The organism is Bauldia sp. (assembly GCF_020442045.1).
In the GTDB taxonomy this organism is placed as follows: Bacteria; Pseudomonadota; Alphaproteobacteria; order Rhizobiales; family Kaistiaceae; genus Bauldia.
In genome coordinates this window covers 24,578-45,358 of record NZ_JAGRLA010000145.1, presented here as the reverse complement: position 1 = coordinate 45,358, position 20,781 = coordinate 24,578, and the positions used below count along the sequence as shown (strand labels likewise).

Below are 20,781 nucleotides of genomic sequence, written 5' to 3'. Positions count from 1 at the left end.
GTGGCGGGGCCGGTCAGGTCTGTTTCCGGTTATGGCGGTCGATCGCCTTCAGATACTCGACCGGTGCGAAATCGTCGGTGAGCGGTTCGGCGGTGGCGTCGACGTCCGGTTGATAGCCGCGTGAGACGATCTCGGTGAGGTCGTAGCGGAAACCGTATTCGGCCTGACGCTCGGCAGCGATGCGCTTGAGCTCTTCCGGGTCGCGCTTCGGTCCGTCGTAGGCGACGATGACGATGTTGCCGTTGCCCCTGTAGAAATCGAGGTTGTCGAAGGCGGCGCCGATCGTCGCGACGGCGCTGTCGAAGAGCATCGTCGACGGCTCGACATTCTGGACGGCGACGCCGCCGGGCTTCAGGTGCCCGGCGACCTCCTGGTAGAATTCGGTCGTCAGCAGGTGGAAGGGCACGAAAGGCCCACGGTAAGCGTCGATCAGGATGAGGTCGAAGGCCTGGTCGGACTTCGTCAACCACACCCGCCCGTCGATGATCTCCAGGTCGAAATTCTTCTCCGGCTCGACCTTGAAGAACTGCTCGGCGACCTGCGCCACGGATGGGTCGAGCTCGACGGCGGTGAAACGGAGGTCCGGGACGCTCTTGTGATGGTACCAGGCGGTCCGGCCACCGCCGAGGCCGATGATCGCGGCATCCTCCAGCGCCGGGGCATAGGCGAGGCCGACCGTCATCGACTGGGTATAATAGACGGGGAGATCAAGCTCGTCGTCCGGATTGACCACCGATTCGGTGTATCGCAGCCGCTCGGCGCCGAAGGAGAGGACGTAATTCCCGTTGGCGCGCTTGTAGACGTAGATGTCGTTGTAGAGCGACTCGATCCGGGCGATCAGGCCGGGTTCGGTTCCGGCCTGGGCGACGAATTCCGACTTGGGCTGTGGCCACAGCAACAGGGCGAGGACGCCCGAGACGACGATCGCGCCGGCAATGCCGATCAGTATGGCGGCGCGCGAACCGGTGGCTTTCGGGGCCTGTCCCGGCGCGGGCCTCGGCCCGGCCTCCTTCGCAGTCTTCCCCTTGGCCATGATGATCCCGGTTACTCCTCGCGTCGCCGGCAGGGACTATAGCGGGAGCCCGTGGCAAGACAACGGCGGCCGGGTGTCGGATACCGTCATCCCGCCGTTCTTCCCCGTATCCGGGGCGAGGGCTCCGGGATAGAATGAGGGGCCTCATCATCGGGACGCCCTCACATGAGATTCCTCGCGATTGCCTTGCTGGTTCTCGCCTCGGTCGCTGCTGTCCAGCCCGAAGCGGTGAAAAACTATCTCGCCTCCCGCGACGCCTATATTGCCAGGTTCACCGCCGATACCGATGCCGGCGACTTCGGGGACGACGTCATGGCGGCGCACGACGCGGCGCTCGACGATCTCGAAGCGCAGTTGAAGCAGATCGTCGGCCCGGCCGCCCTTCAGGGGTTTCCTGCCGATGGTGCGATCAGCCTCGACACGCTTTTCGACACCGACGTCGGCTTCGGCTCCCTGGACGGGCTCCTCTTTTCGGCAGACGACATGGAGGCGGGCGCGCTGGTGACGACCGACGCTCTTGTCGAGGTGTGGCTCGCCGCCCACCGCGACTGGTGGGACACCTTCACCATGCCCGATAATCTTCCCGATGCGCTGAGGGAAGAGAGCTTCTACATCCAGGCGATCAGCGCCGATGCGGCGGTCGTCCGCTTCGCCGAGCTGCCGGTGACCGTGCCGACTGGAGCCGATCATGTTTACGCGATGCTCGACATGCGCACCCAGGATCTCGCGGTCGGCGTGCCGGATGAGATCATGGTCGCGGTGATCGGCGGGGGGAGGTTCTACCTGGCGACCGCGCCAGTGACCGCGCCCGTCCACGCCATCCCCGCGTGCGACGCGGTGTGGAAAGGCTATGAGGCACGGGCCGAGGCGCAGACGGGCAGCGACACCGACGATCCATACGCGCTCTATGCCGAGGGCGAGGAGGCCTATCGTCGCTGCTATGCGGAGCACGCTCCCGGCGAGGACGCCTATCCGGCGGTCGTCGCCGAGGCCCAGGCGCTCGCCGACCGGCTGCACTGATCCACGCAGGGATCGCGGCGGTGGCCGTCGCCGCCGCGATGCGGGGTGATGCTCCCGACATCCCCGGTCTGGTTGGCCAGCAGGCTCACGGTCCCGCCGTCGCGGCTCCGGTCGACCGGCCGCCGTGGCTCGAATCCCGGGCAGCCTGATGCGGGCGCCTGGCGCCGGAAGTGCGCCTTTCCCCGGTTGACGCATCAATTGCAGAAAAGACAAATAGACGGTATGAGAGTAATAATTGTCATTGCACGCTATAGGAGTTTTCAATGGCGGCCGGGCTCGAAGGATTGCTTGGAATTCCCGCTTCCGATCTGGCTTACGCCGCCAGTGCCGCGAGCGTCGTCGGAGCCGGAGCGACGGTCGTCGGTTTCTTTGCCGAGCGAGACGAGAACAGGCGGATCATCGATGCCCTGGCGGAGATCAAGGGTTACCTGGTGCGGATCGAGCAGGAGATCCGGCAGATCCAGCGGCAGAACGAGGCAATCCTGCGAAAACTGGACGAGCTTCCCGATCAAATTGAGGAGATCGTCACCGAAGTCGTCGAGGTCGCTCTCCTGGAGGAGCGGTATGCGACCCTGACGTCCATTCTCAGCAACTACTTCAATCTTGGAGAGGCGGAGCGACGGCGGTACCGGATCAACTCCGCCGGGTGGGATCGGGTCAGCGAAGCGTTGACCTACCTGGTGCTGCACGAGAACCGCATCAGCAGGCTTCTCGACCTCATCTTCTGGTGTGAATTCGCACTGGTCGCCAGCGAATATCGCGGGGCGCCGGTGATCAAGAGCCTGATCACCGGCAAGCACGGAATGATCATCCCGTTGTTCCTTGAGGTGAAGGAGAGGCTCGAGGATTCGCACAAGGATCTGTTGAAGCTGCTCGAATCGCGCTTCGTGCGACGACACAATCTCTCCGACGATCTGGCGGACCTGGATCAGCTCACCTTCAGGCTCGAGGACGACAAGGCCGAAACGATGCTCCGCGTGGTGATTGCCTGTCCGCCGGGACGAATCCCCAATGGTTGTCCGGAGCATGTCGTCTACGAACCAATACCGGCGAATATCGAGTTCAACCGGAGGAAGCGGAAGGTCCCTGCAAGGATAGAGGCGCAGAAGCGGATTGTGGCGCGGCGCAGGGACGAATACGCGGCCGTCCGCGATGCTCTCCTGATGTTGCTGCGTTATCTGGAAATCGTCACGGAGGACGAGGAGACGCTGGCCGAGCACCCGCTGAGCACCGCGGTCGAAGAGGGTTTTGTCATCCCGACCGACAGCGTCGCCTTCGTGCCGATGGCGGCGACACCCTAGCTGCGCCGGCGGCGGGCCGGTCCGCTTGAAGGTGCGTCAGCGAATGTGTATTGAGTGGCCGCGATCCAGCCGTGTCGGGGCGTAGCTCAGCCTGGTAGAGCACCTGCTTTGGGAGCAGGGGGTCGTAGGTTCGAATCCTGCTGCCCCGACCATTCTCATCGCGCCGTTGCGGGGCTTGATCGGCCGGTTCGGCTCGGCCTATTTATGCGGGTCGGCCGGCGCTTCGGATTTCCGTCGGCGTGTGAGGTCATCCAGCGTGGAAGGGCATCCGATGCTTGCGCGAATCTTCAAGCCTGCCAAGACCGCGATGCAGTCAGGCAATGCGCAGACCGAGTTCTGGGTCCTCGAATACGAGCCGGAGGTGCCGCTCAAGGTCGATCCGCTGATGGGCTATACGTCGTCGTCGGACATGCGGCGGCAGATCCACCTCGAATTCGAGACACGGGACGAGGCTGTCGCCTATGCCGAACGCAGCGGCATTCCCTATCGCGTCCTGGAAGCACAGGAACGGGACGTCAAGCTGCAGTCCTATTCCGACAATTTCAGATACGACCGGCCGCAGCCCTGGACGCACTGATACGGGCCGCAGACGGCCCCGTAGCTCAGTTGGATAGAGCAGTGGACTTCTAATCCACAGGTCGCAGGTTCGAATCCTGCCGGGGTCGCCAAAATTCCCTTCATAGTCGGTCCCTGGCCCCATTCGGTTCCTGTTTGTGGGGAACCTGTCAGGAAGAGGAAGGTACACCGGCGCCGTTGTGACCCATTCGAGCGAGTCAATCGGGATGGACGGTGTGACGGCGGTGGAACCTCGCCGGTTCACCGGTAATCTCGCGGTATTGAAGATGCGCCTGCGGCGGCGGAGGGTGCCGCGGCTGGCGCTGTCGGCCTATCCGCGCATCCGCATCGTGTGGGCGGGCGCGGCACTTCTCGCGATGCTGATAGCGCTTGCCCTAATCGCCGGTGATTCCGAGGCCCCGCGCTGGGCAAGGAAGCTGTCGCCGCTCGTGGCGAACCTGTTCCGGTTCGTTACCGACTTCGGAAAATCGGGATGGATGCTGATCCCCACGGGTGTCTTCGGGCTGATCCTGCTGTTCCTCGCCGACTGGAGCCGTATCGGCCGCCGCATGGCGGCGGCGTGGGTAGAGGTCGGCGAGATCTGCGGCTTCTTCTTCTTCAACCTCGCGGGCGCCGGGATGGTCACCAACATCATCAAGTGGACCTTGGGCCGTTCGCGTCCGATCCGCTTCAGGGAAGACGGAATCCTCAGCTTCCAGCCGATCTCCTTTGCCTATGAGCATGTGAGCTTTCCGTCCGGCCATGCGACGACGGCGGCCGCGGCTTTTGCCGCCTGCGCCTATATCTTCAGGGGGCAACCGCTTGTCGTCGGCCTTGTCGGTCTCATGGCCGGTGTCGTTGCCGTCAGCAGGGTGGCCGTGGGGGCGCATTTCCCGAGCGACGTCTGCGCCGGCGTCTTCATCGGCGCATCGTTCACGGTGATCTATGCCTATGCGCTCGGCCGCAGCGGCGTGGCCTTCCAATGCCTCGCGGACGGCACCCTGATGCCGAAGACCATCGCGATCCGGCGGATCGCCGACGAAGCCGGTCCGCGGGCAATGCTGTCCGGGCTGTGGCGCGCCCTGCCGGGTGGCAGCCGCCGCTAGCGCGACAGCTTGGCTTCGGCGACCCCGGCGAAGCTGGCATCAAGGTCGGCGATCAGGTCGTCCGGATCCTCGAGGCCGATGTGGAGCCGGATGAGCGGACCCTCGCCGGTCCAGGGAGCGGCGGTGCGGTACCGGCGCGGGTCGGCAAGGATGGCGAGGCTCTCGAAGCCTCCCCATGACGCGCCGATGCCGAACAGCTCCAGCCCGTCGACGAAAGCCTTGGCGTCGGCCAGCTCCCAGCCGGCGAGAACGATGCCGAACAGCCCGCAGGCGCCGGTCATGTCGCGCTTCCACAGCGCGTGGCCGGGATCGCTCGGCAGCGGCGGGTAGAGCACCCGCGCGATCTCGGGGCGCTGCTCCAGCCAGGTCGCGACCGTCAGCGCCGACCGCATCTGATGCTCCATGCGGACGGCCAGGGTGCGCAATCCCCTGAGGCCGAGATAGATGTCGTCCGGTCCGGCGCAGAGGCCAAGAGTTCCGTGGGTTTCCTTGAGGGCCGGCCAGTGCCGCTGGTTGGCGGCGACAAAGCCGAGATTCACGTCGGAATGGCCGCCGATATATTTCGTGCCGGCCTGGATCGACAGGTCGATTCCGGCTTCCAGAGGCCGGAAATAGAGCGGCGTCGCCCAGGTGTTGTCGAACAGCGTGACGGCGCCGCGTTCGCGGGCAATTGCCGCTATCGCGGGCACATCCTGCATCTCGAAGGTGAGCGAGCCCGGCGCCTCGAGATAGACAGCCCTGGTGCGCTCGGTGAACAGGGCGCCGATATCGGCGCCGACGGCAGGGTCGTAATAGACGGTGTCGATATTCATGCGCCTCAACACCGTATCGGCAAAGTGGCGGACCGGTCCGTAGACACAATCGACGATCAGCACCTCGTCGCCGGCCGAGAGGGCGCTAAGTAGCGCTGTGGATACGGCATTGAGGCCCGAGGGGCAGATCACCGCGCCGGCCGCCCCTTCGATATCGCTGATGGCGGTTTCGAGGGCTTCGCTGGTCGGTGTTCCACGGCGCCCGTAATGGTAGCGCTGCCGGCGGCCGAGCATCGTGTCGGTATCGGGAAAAAGGACGGTCGAGGCGTGGATCACCGGTGGATTGACGAAGGGACCGGTCAGGTCGGGATCGCGTCCGGCCCGCACCAGTCGGGAGGCGATCGCGCGCTTCTTTGTGTCTTTTTCGGAGGAATTCATTGGTTTGCGGTACCTGAGGAGGGAAAACTGGCCGCAGGTTTGCTTGGGAAGGGGCAGCGGCGGTCACTCTTGACCGTTGTCGCATAATCGCCTGTGATGCTCCGGTCAAATCGGGAATGGAGCTGACAGGGCCACGATCCAGGGGCGTCTGGCGCTTCGGATGCTCGGAAAAAGGGAGAGGATTTTGACCGTTCAGAACCAAAGTGAGGGAGTTTCGAAAATGAAGTCGCTTCTGATACCGACGGTTGCCGGCGTGGCGTTCTCGCTGCTTGCCGGCAGCGCGGGCGCCACGTCGCTCGAAGACGTCAAGGCAAAGGGATTCATCCAGTGCGGTGTTAATACCGGCCTCCTCGGATTTTCCGCCCCGGATGATGCCGGCAACTGGAAGGGATTCGATGTTGACTTCTGCCGCGCCGTCGCGGCGGCCATCTTCAACGACGCCGATGCGGTCAAGTTTACGCCTCTGAGCGCCAAGGACCGGTTCACGGCATTGCAGTCGGGCGAGATCGATCTTCTGTCGCGCAACACGACCTGGACGATGTCCCGCGATACCGCCCTCGGCCTCGCCTTTGGGGTCGTCACCTACTATGACGGCCAGGGATTCCTGATCCGTAGCGAAGACGGTATCACCTCGGCACTCGAGCTCTCCGGCGCCGCCGTCTGCGTCCAGCAGGGTACGACCACCGAACTCAACCTCGCGGACTATTTCTCCCGCAACAACATGGAGCTGAATCCGGTTGTTTTCGAAAAGCTGGATGAAGCCATCGCCGCCTATGACTCCGGACGTTGCGACGCGTATACAAGCGACGCCTCCCAGCTCTATTCCGTGCGGTTAACGCTCAAGAATCCGGACGACAGCATTATTCTGCCCGAGATCATCTCAAAGGAGCCGCTCGGACCGGTGGTCCGCCAGGGTGACGAAGAGTGGTTCAACATCATGAAGTGGGTTGGCTTTGCCTTGCTGGATGCCGAGGAGCTCGGGATCAACCAGGCAAATGTCGAGGAGATGAAGTCGAGCGATAATCCGGAAATCCGCCGCATCCTCGGCGTCGACGGGACGTTCGGTGAAGACATCGGGCTGTCCAACGACTGGGTGGTCAATATCATCTCGAAAGTGGGCAACTACGGCGAGATCTTCGAGCGCAACGTCGGTTCGGGTTCGCCTCTTCAGATTGCCCGTGGCCTGAACGCCCTGTGGACAAAGGGCGGCATCCAGTACGCGCCTCCGATCCGCTAGGCGGCTCATATCTGCGGATCCCGGCCGGGACGCCTCGGCCGGGATCCCGTCCGTCACTCCATACAGGACCGGTCGATGGCGATCCAAGACATGGCGCCCGAAAGCGGCGTGCGCGGTCCGGTTCGGAATTCACTGCTCTACGATCCGAAGGTTCGCGGCGTTGTCGTCCAGGTGCTTCTTGCCGTCGGGCTGGTCGTCTTCTTCTGGTGGGTGATCGACAACGCAAGGGAGAATCTCGAGCGCGCCAATATTGCTTCCGGCTTCGATTTCCTCTGGAGCCGGGCAGGTTTCGCCATCTCGCAGTCGCTGATCTCCTACACGTCGGACGACAGCTATGCCCGCGCTTTCGTCGTCGGGTTGCTCAACACGCTGCTGGTCGGCCTGCTCGGGGTCGTCCTGGCGACGATCCTCGGTGTTCTCGCGGGTGTCGCGCGTCTGTCCCGAAACTGGCTGATCGCCGGGATTGCCGCCGTCTATGTCGAGACGTTCCGCAATGTTCCGGTGCTGCTCCAGCTCCTCTTCTGGTACAAGGCGGTGCTGGCGGTGCTGCCCGGTCCGCGCCAGGCGATCGCGCTGCCGGTCGGTTCCAACCTCAGCAACCGCGGGCTGCTGCTGCCGTGGCCGATTGCCGAACCGGGATTCTCCGACACGCTCATGGCACTGCTGGTGGCGATCGTCCTGGCGGTCGGGGTCGGCATCTGGGCCCGCCGGCGGCAACTGGCGACGGGCAGGCCGTTTCCGGCCTTCTGGACCGGGCTCGGGCTGATAATCCTGCTGCCGATCGTGGTTTTCCTCGTCACCGGCGCCCCCCTGACGCTCAGCTACCCCGAGCTCAAGGGGTTCAACTTCGTCGGTGGTTTGCATATCCAGCCTGAATTCGTGGCGCTGTTGCTCGGGCTCAGCATCTATACCGCGACCTTCATCGCCGAGATCGTCCGGGCCGGCATTCTCGCCGTGGCGCGCGGCCAGAGCGAAGCCGCCCATGCGCTTGGCCTGCGGTCGGGTCCGACACTCAGGCTGGTGATCATCCCGCAGGCCATGCGGGTCATCATTCCGCCGCTGACCAACCAGTATCTGAACCTCATCAAGAACTCGTCCCTGGCGGTCGCAGTCGGCTATCCCGACCTCGTGTCGGTCTTTGCCGGAACGGTCCTCAACCAGACCGGCCAGGCGGTCGAGGCAATCCTGCTGACCATGCTGGTCTACCTGACGATCAGCATAGCGACGTCGCTGTTCATGAACTGGTTTAACAACCGCGTCGCCCTGGTGGAGCGATGACGCCATGACGCGGATCGCCATTTCGTACCGGAGGCAGGATTCGGCGGCTATTGCGGGCCGGATATTCGATCGGCTGGTCGCGCGGTACGGCGACCACTCCGTCTTCATGGACGTCGAGAGCATTCCATTCGGTGTCGATTTCCGCGCCCATCTCGAAGAGGAGTTGGGGAAGGTCGACCTGCTGCTGGTGATCATTGGAAACGACTGGCTCGGGGCTCGCGCTGATGGCGGAAGCCGCCTTCGGAACCCCGCCGATCCGACGCGGCTGGAGGTCGAAGCCGCGTTGAAGACCGGCGTTTCCATCATTCCGGTTCTGGTCGATAGCGCATCCATGCCCGACGCGACCGCGCTTCCGGAACCGGTTGCCGCGCTCGCCCGCCTGAATCCCGTCGCGATCGACGGCGGCGATGGCTTCGAAAACGACATGGAGCGCCTTGTCGGCGCCATCGATGCGCTGGCCGGGGCATCGGCGCCGGGCGCGGCGGATGCCGTCGTGGAGACCGGGTCCGACGTGCCGGCCGATCCCGGCTTCGATCCCGCCGAAGAGGCAGAATATTTCTCGCACAGGGGTGACCGGGACGACGGCCACACGCCCGGAGAGGCGGCGGAGGTCGAGCCCGGCTTCGCCGGCACGATGATGTATGTGCGGCGCGAGGAAGAACCCGTCCTGCCGCCGCCGCGGAGCAGCGTCGGTGCGGTCGGCTGGGCCCGACAGAACCTCTTCTCCTCGGTCGGCAACACGATCCTGACCATCGTCGGCATCGTGCTGATCGCACTCATTCTGCCGCCGATCATCCGCTGGGCCTTCATCGACGCGGTCTGGGTGGGCGACGGCCGCGAGGACTGCGTCGTTCCGGGTGCCGGGGCCTGCTGGGCATTCGTCGAGGCGAAGTTCGGCCAGTTCATCTATGGCCGCTATCCCTTAGGGGAGCGCTGGCGGGTCGACCTCACCGCCATCCTGCTGATCATCGGTATCGTCCTGATGGCGGTGCCGCGGATCCCCTACAAACGGGAGAGCGCGATCTATCTCTTCGCCATCTTCCCGATCATCGCGCTGGTGCTCCTGACCGGGGGAAATTTCGATATCTCGATCTGGACCGTGATTGCGTTCATCGTCCTGGGCTGCCTGCTGACCGCGCTGGTCGCGGCGGTGGTGAGCAATGCGGCGCGTTCCCTCGGTCGGGGAACCATCGCCCTCGCGGCCGTCGTCCTTGCCATCGCAGTGTGGGTCGGAACGCTCTTCCTCGGGAACCCGGCGCTGAACGTCGGAAGTGTCGCGGTGTCGCTTTCGACGCTCGTCTTCATCATCTGCGGCGGCGTCGGCTTCATCGCCGGATTGATGGCGATTGCCGGCCGCTCGGACCTGCCAGGGGGCCGGGCCATTCTCGGCCTGTGGCTGGGGATCGGCACGGTCACCGTCCTGCTCGGCATATTCGCGATCGACTTCGGCCTTACCCACGTCGAAACCCCGCTCTGGGGCGGCCTCCTGGTGACCCTTGTGGTGGCGTTGAGCGGAATGGGCGCGTCGATGCCGCTCGGGATCGCGCTCGCGCTCGGACGGCGGTCGCAGCTCCCCGTGATCCGTTTCGCCTCGATCGCCTTCATCGAGTTCGTGCGCGGCGTTCCCTTGATCACCGTGCTGTTCATGGCGAGCGTCATGTTGCCCCTGTTCCTGCCGCCTGGCGTGAACTTCGACAAGCTGCTCCGCGCGCTGATCGGCGTGGCGTTGTTCGAGGCCGCCTATATGGCGGAGGTCGTGCGCGGCGGATTGCAGGCGATTCCGGCCGGACAATACGAAGCGGCCCGCGCGGTCGGCCTCAAATACTGGCAGTCGATGCGGCTGATCATCCTGCCTCAGGCGCTCAAGATCGTCATCCCGGGGATCGTCAACAGCTTCATCAGCCTGTTCAAGGACACGAGCCTGGTCCTGATCATCGGCATCTTCGACCTGCTTGGCATCGTCCAGGCCAACTTCACCGATTCCAATTGGGCGTCGCCGGCCACGCCGGCGACGGGGTATGTCTTCGCTGCCGTGATATTCTGGATATTCTGCTTCGGGATGTCGCGCTACTCGATCTACACTGAACGCCGCCTCGATACCGGCTACAGGAATTAGTCAGGAGCACGGGAATGCAGCAGCAAGTCGCCGCCGACGCCGCTTCGCAGGACGCCAATGCCGAGGTCGCGATCAACATCGCCGACATGAACAAGTGGTATGGCGACTTCCATGTCCTGAAGAATATCAACCTGCAGGTCGGGCGCGGCGAGCGGATCGTCATCTGCGGGCCCTCGGGCTCCGGCAAGTCGACGATGATCCGCTGCATCAACCGTCTCGAAGAGCACCAGACCGGCAGCATCGTGGTCGAGAATATCGAGCTGACCAGCGACCTGAAACGGATCGACGAGATTCGGCGGGAGGTCGGCATGGTGTTCCAGCATTTCAATCTCTTTCCGCATCTCACCATTCTCCAGAACTGCACGCTGGCGCCGATCTGGGTCCGGCGCATGCCGAAGCGCGAGGCCGAGGATGTCGCCATGCGCTACCTCGAGCGGGTCAAGATTCCGGAGCAGGCCAACAAGTATCCGGGGCAGCTCTCCGGCGGACAGCAGCAGCGCGTCGCCATCGCCAGGGCACTGTGCATGAACCCGCGGATCATGCTGTTCGACGAGCCGACCTCGGCGCTCGATCCGGAGATGATCAAGGAGGTGCTCGACGTGATGGTCGACCTCGCCAACGAGGGCATGACCATGATCGTGGTCACGCACGAGATGGGCTTTGCCCGCCAGGTCGCCAATCGCGTCATCTTCATGGACGCCGGCCAGATCGTCGAACAGAATGATCCGGAAGAATTCTTCAACAATCCGCAGCACGAGCGGACCAAGCTGTTTCTCAGCCAGATCCTGCATTAGGCGGAGCGCCGACGCGGCCGGCGCTCGCGATGACCGGGGACGCGATCGACAGCGTCACCTGACCTCCCGGTCCCGCGGCCGCGCGTCAGTCGCCATTGTCGTCTCCGACCGCGACCGGCGTGTCGTCGCGGCCACCCCATTCGGTCCAGGAACCGTCGTAGAGCCCGCTTTTTTCGACGCCGATCATCTCGAGCGCCAGGGTGAGGATCGCGGCATTGACCCCCGAGCCGCAGCTCGTGACGACCGGCCTCGACAGGTCGACGCCTCCCTTGGCGAAGGCGGCGGCGATTGCCTCCGGCGTAGCCATTGTTCCGTCGGCGATCACGTCGGAGGAGGGGACGCTGAGGCTGCCGGGGATCCGTCCCGCTTTCACCCATGACCGGGGTTCCGGTGCCTCGCCGAGGAAACGCGGCCGAGGCCGGGCATCGACGAGCTGGATGGCGCCATCCGCAACCCCGTCACGCACGCCGACGAGGTCGAAGACCGCCGTGGCGTCGAACCGCGGCCTGAAGACGCGCGGTTTGCGGCTGGCCGGCGCGCCGGTCACCGGACGCCCCTCGGCCAGCCATTCCGGCAGGCCGCCGTCGAGCAGGACGACGTCGGTGGCGCCCATTGTCCTGAAGGTCCACCATACGCGCGGCGCCGACGACAGGCCGACCGAGTCATAGACGACGATCCGCTGGCGCTCGTCGATGCCGAGCGCGCCCGCCGCGGCGGCGAAAGCCTCCGGCGTCGGCAGCATATGGGGCAGGGGATTCCCGGTATCGGCGACGGCGTCGATGTCGAAGAAGATCGCACCGGGGATATGCGCCTTGTCGTATTCGGCACGCGCGTCACGACCCTGTCCGGGGAGATGCCAGCTCCCGTCGATCACGACGATATCCGGATCGTCCAGCCTCCCGGCCAGCCATTCGGTGGGAACGAACCAGCGGGAACGGTCGCTCATGACGGATCGGCGAAGTGGATGCGGACGCGGCGGTTCTGGCGCCCCTTGCTCTGGATCTTGCCGACGGCGAGCGGGCCGATCTCGGCCGTCGACCTTACGTGAGTGCCGCCGCAGGGTTGGAGGTCGATGCCACCGATGCGGACGAGGCGGACCTTGCCGGTGCCGATCGGCGGCTTGACCTTCATGGTCTTCACCATGTCGGGATTGGCGAGCAGTTCCTCATCGGTGATCCATTCGTCGCTGACCGGATAGCCGGCGGCGACAAGCGCGTTCAGCTTCTCCTCGATCTCTTCCTTCGGCGGGACGTCGCCGTCGATGTCGAAGTCGAGGCGGCCTTCCTCGGCGCCGATCTGGCCGCCGGTCACCGGGTAGGGGAGGACGACGGACAGGAGGTGAAGGGCGGTATGGATGCGCATGTGGCGGTGACGGCGCGCCCAGTCGAGGGACGCCGTCAGCGCCTCGCCCGGTTCGGGGAGCGGCTCGGCCTCGCCCGGAACGTGAACGACCTCGCTCTTGTCGTCGCCGTAGACGGTCGCCGCTATCGCGATCCCGGGTCCGCCGGCGCGCTTGAGGATACCGGTATCGCCGGGCTGGCCCCCGCCGGTCGCGAAGAAGACGGTGCGGTCGAGGATGATCCCGCGTCGGTCCGTCACGTCGAGCACCGTGGCATCGGTCTCGGGCAGGTAGGCATCTTCACGGAATAGAAGTGTGGTCGACACGACGAGGCTCCCTTCTCGGGCGCGATCTTAGCCCTCCGGAACCCCGCTTGGGTAGGTGGAACGGCGACGCGGTCAGGCGGCCTCGAAGGGAACCGCGATATCGGGCCGGTCTTCGAGCCAGGCCGGGACGGGAAGATCCCTGGCGCGAAGGAAATCCGGATTGAAGAGTTTCGACTGGTAGCGTGTGCCGAGGTCGCAGAGGATGGTGACGATCGTATGGCCGGGCCCGAGGTCCTTCGCCAGGCGAACGGCACCGGCGACATTGATCCCGGACGAGCCGCCGAGCACCAGGCCCTCATGCTGGACGAGGTCGAAGATCACCGGCAGGGCCTCGGTATCGGGGACGATGTAGGGCTTCTCGACCGTGATGTCGCCGACGATCGGGGTCGATCGGCCGAGGCCGATGCCCTCGGTGATGGAGTTGCCCGGGCTCGCCTTGGCCTCGCCGGTCGAGAAAAGGCTGTACATGGCGGCGCCTTGCGGGTCGGCGCATCCGATCGTGATCCCGGGCTTCCTGCTCTTCAGGTAGGTCGAGGTGCCGGCGAGCGTGCCGCCTGTGCCGACCGAGCAGATGAAGCCGTCGATGGCACCGCCGGTCGCCTCCCAGATTTCGGGGCCCGTCGTCAGGAAATGGGCGTTGCGGTTGTCGAGGTTGTTCCACTGATCGGCGAAGAGAACGCCGTTGGGTTCCGTCTCGCGGAGGGAATCCGCGAGACGCCGCGCGACCTTCTGGTAGTTGTCCGGGTCGCGGAACGGTTTCGCCGGAACCTCGATCAACGTCGCGCCAGCGAGCCGCAGCATGTCCTTCTTTTCCTGGCTCTGCGTCTCGGGGATGACGATGACGACGCGATAGCCGCGCGCCTTGCCAACGAGCGCCAGTCCGATGCCGGTATTGCCGGCGGTCCCCTCGACGATCAGCCCGCCCGGCTTGAGGTCGCCGCGCTTTTCCGCCTCGAGGATGATGTGGCGGGCGGCGCGGTCCTTCACCGACTGGCCCGGATTCATGAACTCCGCCTTGCCGTAGATATCGCAGCCGGTTTCCTCTGACGCGCGACGCAGGCGGATGAGCGGCGTATTGCCGATGGCTTCGACGACGGAGGGATTTGCGTTCATGACCGGGGTTCTTGCGGATGGCGGCAGCGTGGCGCGGAAGCTAATGGCTGGCACCCTGAGCTTCAAGTGCGGCTCCTTGGCGGGTGGCGCATTCCATAGAAAGTTTGCCCAGAGCTGCCGGTTTCCGCAAAATCGGTTTGCCCGGAGCGGTCAATTCCCCTGGCGCATTGCCTGATGGGCGGCGAGCGCACGGGCGCGCGCCTGGCCGTGATCGACAATCGGTTCCGGATAGTCATCGCCGAGTGTCATGCCAGCGGCCTGGAGCTCGATCGGCGATGCCGCCCAGGGCTCGTGGAGGAAGCGATCCGGCATCTTCGCGAGCTCCGGGACATAGTGCCGGACATAGGCGCCGTCCGGATCGAACTTCTTGCCCTGGAGGACGGGGTTGAAGATGCGGAAATAGGGCTGGGCATCGAAGCCCGAACCGGCGACCCATTGCCAGCCGAAGGGGTTGTTGGCGGGATCGGCATCGACGAGCGTATCCCAGAACCATTCTTCGCCCCGCCGCCAATCGGTCAGCAGGTGCCTGGTGAGGAACGAGGCGACCACCATGCGCACCCGATTGTGCATCCAGCCGGTCTGCCAGAGCTGGCGCATGCCGGCATCGACGATCGGATAGCCGGTCAGGCCCTTCCGCCAGGCATGGAGCAGGGCTTTGTCCGGCGCCGCCCACGGGAAGCGGTCGAAATCCGCGACAAGGTTTCCGGTCGCGAGGTCCGGCGCCTCGTCGAGGACGTGCCAGGCGAATTCCCGCCAGCCGAGCTCCGATCTGAACTTGTCGGCGGTGTCGTTGCCGGCCAGCGTCCGCCATATCTGCGCCGGGCCGATCTCTCCGAAACGGAGATGCGGCGACAGCATCGACGTGACGGGCTCCGCCGGAAAGTCACGACGGTCCGCGTAATCGGCGAGGCGCCCATCGACGAAGGCCATGAGCCTGGCCTTCGCACCGTCCTCTCCCGGCTGCCATGCTTCGCGGAGGCCGCCGGCCCAGTCAGGCGCGGTCGGGAGGAGGCCGAGGTGCTCGATCGATGCGCCGGATATGCCGGGGAATGGCGGAGGGATCGTCCGCGGACGCTCGATCGCCGGGCGGATATCGCGCTCCCTCCGGCGCGCGGCGCGCCAGAAGGCGGAGAAGACCTTGAATGGCTTGTCGTCCGCGTTGCGTATGGTCCCGGGCTCGAAGAGATGATTGGCGGCGAAGGCCGTCGTCTCGCAACCATGCTTTGCGAGCGCCGTCTCGATCCCGGCGTCGAGGGCGCGGGCATGGCCGTAGCGCCGGCTCCAGAAAGCGCGGCGCGCCCCCGTCTGGCGGACGATCTCCGGAACGACGTCGCGCGCCTGGCCCTGTCGGAGGATCAGCGTCTGACCGGCTTCGGCGAGATCGGCGGAAAGGCTTTTCAGCGAATGGTGAAGCCACCAGCGGCTGGCGCCGCCGAGCGGCCTCGTGCCGTCGCCGCTGTCGTCGAGGACGTGGAGCAGAATGAGATGTCTGCCCGCCTCGCAGGCAGCGGCAAGGCCGGGATTGTCGGCCAGCCGCAGGTCGTCCCGGAACCAGAACAGGGCGGGGCTATCGGAAACCATGACACCATGGTCGCCTGCCGGAAGCCGCCCGGCAACCGGCTATTTCCAGGGGACTCGCCGGGCTATTCGGCGGGGACGAGGGTCCGCTGCGCCGGGCGCAGGTGCGCCCAGTCGGGCCTTTCGAACAGGAAGCGGAACCACGTGCCGCGCACGATCCAGTAAAGGACCAGCGGCCCGATCACCCCGGCGGCCGTGACGATCAGCGACATCGTTCCGATGTCGTCGACGATGCCGAGCTTCAGGAGCGCGGTACGCGTCGCTGCCATCGGCAGGAAGAAGGCGAGGTAGATGACGATCGAATTGCGCCCGCAGTAGCGAACGGGTTCCATCAGGTTCGACTTGGACAGGAGCGCGGAGACACTGACCACCGCGACGGCGCCGATGAGGCCGAGGCCGAGACTGATGCCGGGCAGATCGGCGATGCCGGCGAAGACCGCGGCGCCGTTGACCAGCGCCCAGGCGACGAGATAGGCGCCGGCCAGCCAGCCATGGGCGATGACCGCGTCGGCGACCCGGAAGATGTGCGGCGCGAAGATGTAGCCGGTGTAGAAATAGACGAAGCGGGAGGCGAATTCGTCGATCAGCACCGAACCGGTATGGATCGGCGCTGCCTCGAGCAGGGCTCCGGCGATCCATATCAGCCACCAGGGGAGGCCGCGGCTCGCCTTGGCGACGACGAAGAAGATCGGCAGGAGGTAAATGAACCAGATCGTGCCGAAGGGCTGGATGAAGGCGATCGCATAGGCTTCCAGCGTGCCCGCGATGCCCACATCGGCGGCGATGCCGGGTGCCTTGAAGGCAAACTGGATGGTCAGCCAGAGAACGTAGAAATAGGCGAAATGGACTACCTTTTTGTCGAGGTAGGTGCGCCAGTCGCGATCGATCACGCGGGCAAGGAACAGCCCGGCGATCATGAAGAAATCGGGCATCCGGAACGGCCGCGCGAATTCGACCAGGTAATGCATCCAGCCTTCGCCGCCGGCCGCTTTCTCGACACCCAGCGTCGAATGCATCATCACCACCATGATGATGCAGAATCCCTTGGCGTAGTCGACCCACGCAACGCGATGTCCGTCAGCCTGCATGATCCCGGCTCTTGAGAATGGTCGGGCTCAAGATAGAACGCGCCGGCGAAAACGGAGCTAATTCGCGTCGGATTTCCGGGGTTAGGGTTAAGCCGTCGACAAAGGACCGACGCCCCGAGGGAGCGTCGGTCCTGTTCGGCAAACGAGCGTCCGGGCCTTTCGGCCCGAAGGCGTCGCGATGTTACTGCGCCGGGGCCGGTTCGGCCGGCTCGGCAGGTGCCGGCGTAGTGGGCTCCGCGGGCGCCGGTTCAGCCGGCTCGGCCGGCGCGGGTTCGGCAGGCTCCGCCGGTGCCGCGGGCTCTGCCGGTTCGGCTGGCGCCGGCTCAGCCGGTTCCGCCGGTGCCGGTTCAGCCGGCTCCGCAGGCGTTGCAGGCTCGGCTGGCGGGGCCGGTTCGTCCTTCATGTAGGTGGTCGCGGCATAGTAGATGATCGCCAGAACGATGACCGCGACAATGATGTAGATGATCGAGCGGCCGCCGCCGCCACTTCCGGACGTGTTGTCGTTGTTTGTCACCTGCGACCTCCTTTTGGTCGGTTGAGTGGATATCCGGTCCCCGCCGAATCGCCCGGATTGCGAGCAGATCGGCGACGGACCGCCGTCGCCCCGTAACCCCTTGACCTACCAACAAGTATCAAGCTGCATCAAAGGTATCACCGCGCAACGCACCCGGCTGCCCGGATCCGCCATGCGAGCCCTTCATTCGCCACGCCGCAGGCCAAGTCAATACCATTGACTGGCCTGCATGCGGTCCTCGGACGGACTTTTGCCTTGGAGAAAACTGGCTCCCCGGGCCGGACTCGAACCAGCGACCCAGCGGTTAACAGCCGCTTGCTCTACCAACTGAGCTACCGGGGATCGGCATTCGTCCTGCCGAGTGGCAAGCCGTATAGCAAAGGGTTGGCGGCGTTGCAAAGGGCGAATTGCGCTGTTCCGGACTTGTCGCACGTGCGGTTTCCCTCCATTTGTAATCACGCGTCCCGAATGAGGGCGTCCAGGACAGGAGATATTGCGGGCGTGTCGAAAATTCGGCTGGCCAATCGCACCTTCAATCTGCCGGAGAGCCGGGTCCACAGGCTGACCATCGGGGGATTGCTGATCCTCGGCGGCCTGCTTGGCTTTCTTCCGGTCCTCGGCTTCTGGATGCTGCCGCTCGGCTTTATCGTTCTGGCGACCGATATTCCGGCGGTTCGGAGGATGAACCGCCGCACCAGCGTCGCGGTCAAGCGGTGGTGGACGGGCACCAAGCGCGGCGCCAAGTCTGAATCGACATAGCTTGCGCCGGCGGTGATCCGCCGATACTCCCGAATCATGGGAAAAGACCTGATTCCACCGCCGGGCTCGATCGAGCCGATCAATCTGCGGGAAGCGCTCGAGGAGCGCTATCTCGCCTATGCGCTCTCGACGATCATGCATCGGGCGCTGCCCGATGTTCGCGACGGCCTGAAACCGGTCCACCGCCGAATCCTCCACGGCATGCGGCTGCTCCGGCTCGACCCGCGGGCCGCGTTCAAGAAGTCGGCGAAGATCGTCGGCGACGTGATGGGTAACTTCCATCCGCATGGCGACCAGGCGATCTATGACGCCCTGGTCCGTCTCGCCCAGGATTTCGCTGTCCGCTATCCGCTGATCGAGGGACAGGGCAACTTCGGCAATATCGACGGCGATAGCGCGGCCGCCATGCGCTACACCGAGGCACGGATGACCGAGGTGGCGCGGCTGCTGCTCGACGGCATCGACGAGGACGCCGTCGACTTCCGGCCGACCTATGACGATTCGGATTCCGAGCCGGTGGTCCTGCCGGGTGCCTTTCCGAACCTGCTCGCCAACGGCGCCTCGGGGATCGCCGTCGGCATGGCGACGAACATCCCGCCGCATAACGCGGCCGAGCTCTGCGACGCGGCGCTGCATCTGATCAAGACGCCGAACGCGCGGGTCGAGACGCTGGTCAACAACCATGTGCCGGGACCGGACCTGCCGACGGGCGGTGTCATCGTCGAGGACCGCGCCAGCATCGTCGAGGCTTATGCCACCGGACGCGGCGGCTTCCGCGTCCGCGCTCGCTGGAACACGGAAGACCAGGGGCGCGGCACCTACGTGGTGGTGGTGACCGAGATCCCGTATCAGGTCCAGAAGGCCCGCCTGATCGAGAAGATCGCCGAATTGATGGAGGCCAAGCGGCTTCCGCTGGTCGCCGATATCCGAGACGAATCCGCCGAGGATATCCGCCTCGTCATCGAGCCGCGGAGCCGCACGGTCGAGCCGGCGGTGATGATGGAGTCGCTGTTCAAGCTGACCGACCTCGAAAGCCGCATCCCGCTGAACCTCAACGTGCTGTCGCGCGGGGTGGTGCCTCGGGTGATGGGGCTGGGCGAGGTCCTCAACGAATGGCTGGCCCATCGTCGCGATGTGCTGATCCGCCGATCGAAATACCGCCTGGCCCAGATCGAGCATCGGCTGGAAGTGCTCGACGGCTACCTGATCGCCTACCTGAATCTCGACGAGGTGATCCGGATCATCCGCAACGAGGACGAGCCGAAGCCGGTGCTGATGGAGACCTTCAAGCTCTCCGACGTCCAGGCGGAGGCGATCCTCAACATGCGGCTCCGCAGCCTTCGCAAGCTCGAGGAGATGGAGATCCGGGGCGAGCATGGCGACCTGACCGGGGAAGGCAAGTCGCTGCAGGCGCTGCTGAAGTCCGAGGAACAGCAATGGTCCGCCGTGGCGGACCAGATTCGCGCGGTCCGCAAGACCTTCGGGCCCGACACGCCGCTCGGCAGGCGCCGGACGAGCTTCGCCGATGCCCCGGCGGCGGAGATCGAGGAGGCGATGCTCGAAGCGACGGTGGAGCGCGAGCCGATCACCGTCGTCGTCTCGCAGAAGGGCTGGATACGGGCGCTCAAGGGCCATGTCGCCGATACCGGCGGGCTTGCCTTCAAGAGCGACGACAAGTTGAATTTCGCCTTTCCGGCCGAGACCACCGACCGCGTCATCATCGCCACCACCGGCGGGCGGTTCTTCACGCTGCAGGGCGACAGGCTCCCGGGCGGTCGCGGCCACGGCGAACCGATCCGCGTGCTGATCGACATGGATGCCGCGGACGATATCGTCGCCGTCTTCGTCCATGATCCGGAGCGCAAGCTGCTTGTCGTATCGACGGACGGGCGGGGCTTCGTCGTTCCCGAATCGGAGATCTTCGCCAATACCCGCAAGGGCAAGCAGGTGATGTCCGTCTCCGGCGGCGAGGAGATGCGGCTCTGCGTCGGCGTCATGGGCGACACCGTCGCGATCCTCGGCGAGAACCGGAAGATGCTGCTCTTCCCGCTCCAGCAGGTGCCGGAGATGAACCGCGGCAAGGGCGTGCGCCTCCAGAAATACAAGGACGGTGGCGTGTCCGACGCGCGGGTCTTCGTGGCGGCCGACGGCCTGACCTGGATGGATTCGTCCGGGCGGAGCTTCAACCGGTCGATGAAGGAGCTGAAGGACTGGGCCGGCGAACGCGCCCAGGCCGGCCGCCTGCCGCCGCAGGGTTTCCCGCGATCGAACAAGTTCGGGACGCCGACGCTCGCTTGACGTGCGTTGGCGCTGCGGACGGCAGCGCTGGTCCGGAAATCGCCGAGAGCAATTGCGGGGCTTGAGCGTCCCCGATGAGCGGGTGGATTCCCGGATTCCCCGGTTGACCACGGCTGGTGCGGAGGCTTCCGCCCAC

At 65.1% G+C, this 20,781-nt stretch carries 18 protein-coding genes, 3 tRNA genes and 1 pseudogene; 13 read left to right on the top strand and 9 right to left on the bottom strand.

Going from position 1 to position 20,781, the window contains the following annotated elements:
• Positions 1-13: 13 nt before the first annotated feature.
• A complete protein-coding gene (locus KDJ86_RS16240) occupies positions 14-1,033 on the bottom strand; it encodes a spermidine synthase (RefSeq protein WP_291748136.1) in 1,020 nt (339 codons plus the stop codon).
• A gap of 165 nt (positions 1,034-1,198) precedes the next feature.
• Between KDJ86_RS16240 and KDJ86_RS16235 the strand changes: the two genes are divergently transcribed.
• From KDJ86_RS16235 to KDJ86_RS16210, 6 genes are all read left to right on the top strand, one after another.
• Positions 1,199-2,053, top strand: a complete 855-nt coding sequence (locus KDJ86_RS16235) for a hypothetical protein (RefSeq protein WP_291748133.1) — start codon at positions 1,199-1,201, stop codon at positions 2,051-2,053.
• A 263-nt stretch (positions 2,054-2,316) separates the two neighbouring features.
• Entirely contained in the window at positions 2,317-3,354 is a 1,038-nt protein-coding gene (locus KDJ86_RS16230) for a hypothetical protein (RefSeq protein WP_291748130.1), read from the top strand.
• Between the two features lie 75 nt (positions 3,355-3,429).
• Positions 3,430-3,506: transfer RNA gene (locus tag KDJ86_RS16225), tRNA-Pro, on the top strand.
• A gap of 119 nt (positions 3,507-3,625) precedes the next feature.
• On the top strand, positions 3,626-3,931 hold the full coding sequence (locus tag KDJ86_RS16220; RefSeq protein ID WP_291748128.1) for an ETC complex I subunit: 306 nt from the start codon (positions 3,626-3,628) through the stop codon (positions 3,929-3,931).
• Positions 3,932-3,945: 14 nt separating this feature from the next.
• Positions 3,946-4,022 (top strand) — tRNA-Arg (locus KDJ86_RS16215).
• 114 nt (positions 4,023-4,136) lie between these two features.
• Entirely contained in the window at positions 4,137-5,015 is an 879-nt protein-coding gene (locus KDJ86_RS16210; RefSeq protein ID WP_291748125.1) for a phosphatase PAP2 family protein, read from the top strand.
• Here the strand turns inward: KDJ86_RS16210 and metC are convergent.
• Positions 5,012-6,205, bottom strand: coding sequence for a cystathionine beta-lyase (gene metC / locus KDJ86_RS16205; RefSeq protein WP_291748122.1), 1,194 nt, complete (start codon positions 6,203-6,205; stop codon positions 5,012-5,014). The two genes, KDJ86_RS16210 and metC, sit on opposite strands and share 4 nt — an antisense overlap.
• A gap of 220 nt (positions 6,206-6,425) precedes the next feature.
• Between metC and KDJ86_RS16200 the strand changes: the two genes are divergently transcribed.
• The 5 genes and pseudogenes from KDJ86_RS16200 to KDJ86_RS16185 all read left to right on the top strand — a co-directional run bounded on the left by KDJ86_RS16200 (position 6,426) and on the right by KDJ86_RS16185 (position 11,630).
• Complete coding sequence (locus KDJ86_RS16200) at positions 6,426-7,442, top strand: amino acid ABC transporter substrate-binding protein (RefSeq protein WP_291748205.1); 1,017 nt, start codon at positions 6,426-6,428, stop codon at positions 7,440-7,442.
• Between the two features lie 75 nt (positions 7,443-7,517).
• Complete coding sequence (locus tag KDJ86_RS16195) at positions 7,518-8,720, top strand: amino acid ABC transporter permease (protein ID WP_291748120.1); 1,203 nt, start codon at positions 7,518-7,520, stop codon at positions 8,718-8,720.
• A gap of 4 nt (positions 8,721-8,724) precedes the next feature.
• Positions 8,725-9,147, top strand: a pseudogene (locus KDJ86_RS20645) (toll/interleukin-1 receptor domain-containing protein); the annotation flags it as partial.
• 207 nt (positions 9,148-9,354) lie between these two features.
• Entirely contained in the window at positions 9,355-10,836 is a 1,482-nt protein-coding gene (locus KDJ86_RS16190) for an amino acid ABC transporter permease (protein ID WP_521085307.1), read from the top strand.
• 14 nt (positions 10,837-10,850) lie between these two features.
• Positions 10,851-11,630 carry an amino acid ABC transporter ATP-binding protein gene (locus tag KDJ86_RS16185; protein ID WP_291748115.1) on the top strand — a complete coding sequence of 260 codons (780 nt, stop codon included), beginning with the start codon at positions 10,851-10,853 and terminating at the stop codon, positions 11,628-11,630.
• Between the two features lie 85 nt (positions 11,631-11,715).
• Here the strand turns inward: KDJ86_RS16185 and sseA are convergent, their stop codons facing one another.
• The 7 genes from sseA to KDJ86_RS16150 form a co-directional block, all read right to left on the bottom strand.
• Positions 11,716-12,576 (bottom strand): 3-mercaptopyruvate sulfurtransferase, encoded by an 861-nt coding sequence (gene sseA / locus KDJ86_RS16180; RefSeq protein WP_291748112.1) that lies wholly within the window; start codon positions 12,574-12,576, stop codon positions 11,716-11,718.
• The gene (locus KDJ86_RS16175; protein WP_291748110.1) at positions 12,573-13,295 is read right to left on the bottom strand and encodes an alanyl-tRNA editing protein; all 723 of its coding nucleotides are present in this window, start codon (positions 13,293-13,295) and stop codon (positions 12,573-12,575) included. The genes sseA and KDJ86_RS16175 overlap by 4 nt, the downstream gene beginning before the upstream one ends.
• Positions 13,296-13,367: 72 nt before the next feature.
• Positions 13,368-14,408, bottom strand: coding sequence for a cysteine synthase A (locus tag KDJ86_RS16170; protein ID WP_291748107.1), 1,041 nt, complete (start codon positions 14,406-14,408; stop codon positions 13,368-13,370).
• A 150-nt stretch (positions 14,409-14,558) separates the two neighbouring features.
• Complete coding sequence (locus KDJ86_RS16165) at positions 14,559-15,989, bottom strand: cryptochrome/photolyase family protein (protein WP_291748104.1); 1,431 nt, start codon at positions 15,987-15,989, stop codon at positions 14,559-14,561.
• A gap of 62 nt (positions 15,990-16,051) precedes the next feature.
• Positions 16,052-17,074: an acyltransferase family protein gene (locus tag KDJ86_RS16160; RefSeq protein ID WP_291748101.1), complete on the bottom strand. Its 1,023-nt coding sequence runs from the start codon at positions 17,072-17,074 to the stop codon at positions 16,052-16,054.
• A 181-nt stretch (positions 17,075-17,255) separates the two neighbouring features.
• The gene (locus tag KDJ86_RS16155; protein WP_291748100.1) at positions 17,256-17,588 is read right to left on the bottom strand and encodes a hypothetical protein; all 333 of its coding nucleotides are present in this window, start codon (positions 17,586-17,588) and stop codon (positions 17,256-17,258) included.
• Positions 17,589-17,854: 266 nt separating this feature from the next.
• Positions 17,855-17,930, bottom strand: a tRNA-Asn gene (locus tag KDJ86_RS16150).
• Positions 17,931-18,089: 159 nt separating this feature from the next.
• Here KDJ86_RS16150 and KDJ86_RS16145 point away from each other — a divergent pair.
• Together KDJ86_RS16145 and parC are read left to right on the top strand one after the other, a co-directional pair.
• On the top strand, positions 18,090-18,347 hold the full coding sequence (locus KDJ86_RS16145) for a hypothetical protein (protein ID WP_291748098.1): 258 nt from the start codon (positions 18,090-18,092) through the stop codon (positions 18,345-18,347).
• Positions 18,348-18,383: 36 nt separating this feature from the next.
• Complete coding sequence (gene parC / locus KDJ86_RS16140; protein ID WP_291748096.1) at positions 18,384-20,645, top strand: DNA topoisomerase IV subunit A; 2,262 nt, start codon at positions 18,384-18,386, stop codon at positions 20,643-20,645.
• Positions 20,646-20,781: the final 136 nt, after the last annotated feature.

What these genes read in the sequence shown, in the direction of transcription:
- KDJ86_RS16240 (WP_291748136.1), bottom strand. Translation starts at nt 1,033, where the DNA reads ATGGCCAAGGGGAAGACTGCGAAGGAGGCCGGGCCGAGGCCCGCGCCG.
- KDJ86_RS16235 (WP_291748133.1), top strand. Translation starts at nt 1,199, where the DNA reads ATGAGATTCCTCGCGATTGCCTTGCTGGTTCTCGCCTCGGTCGCTGCT.
- KDJ86_RS16230 (WP_291748130.1), top strand. Translation starts at nt 2,317, where the DNA reads ATGGCGGCCGGGCTCGAAGGATTGCTTGGAATTCCCGCTTCCGATCTG.
- KDJ86_RS16220 (WP_291748128.1), top strand. Translation starts at nt 3,626, where the DNA reads ATGCTTGCGCGAATCTTCAAGCCTGCCAAGACCGCGATGCAGTCAGGC.
- KDJ86_RS16210 (WP_291748125.1), top strand. Translation starts at nt 4,137, where the DNA reads ATGGACGGTGTGACGGCGGTGGAACCTCGCCGGTTCACCGGTAATCTC.
- metC (WP_291748122.1), bottom strand. Translation starts at nt 6,205, where the DNA reads ATGAATTCCTCCGAAAAAGACACAAAGAAGCGCGCGATCGCCTCCCGA.
- KDJ86_RS16200 (WP_291748205.1), top strand. Translation starts at nt 6,426, where the DNA reads ATGAAGTCGCTTCTGATACCGACGGTTGCCGGCGTGGCGTTCTCGCTG.
- KDJ86_RS16195 (WP_291748120.1), top strand. Translation starts at nt 7,518, where the DNA reads ATGGCGATCCAAGACATGGCGCCCGAAAGCGGCGTGCGCGGTCCGGTT.
- KDJ86_RS16190 (WP_521085307.1), top strand. Translation starts at nt 9,355, where the DNA reads ATGATGTATGTGCGGCGCGAGGAAGAACCCGTCCTGCCGCCGCCGCGG.
- KDJ86_RS16185 (WP_291748115.1), top strand. Translation starts at nt 10,851, where the DNA reads ATGCAGCAGCAAGTCGCCGCCGACGCCGCTTCGCAGGACGCCAATGCC.
- sseA (WP_291748112.1), bottom strand. Translation starts at nt 12,576, where the DNA reads ATGAGCGACCGTTCCCGCTGGTTCGTTCCCACCGAATGGCTGGCCGGG.
- KDJ86_RS16170 (WP_291748107.1), bottom strand. Translation starts at nt 14,408, where the DNA reads ATGAACGCAAATCCCTCCGTCGTCGAAGCCATCGGCAATACGCCGCTC.
- KDJ86_RS16165 (WP_291748104.1), bottom strand. Translation starts at nt 15,989, where the DNA reads ATGGTTTCCGATAGCCCCGCCCTGTTCTGGTTCCGGGACGACCTGCGG.
- KDJ86_RS16160 (WP_291748101.1), bottom strand. Translation starts at nt 17,074, where the DNA reads ATGCAGGCTGACGGACATCGCGTTGCGTGGGTCGACTACGCCAAGGGA.
- parC (WP_291748096.1), top strand. Translation starts at nt 18,384, where the DNA reads ATGGGAAAAGACCTGATTCCACCGCCGGGCTCGATCGAGCCGATCAAT.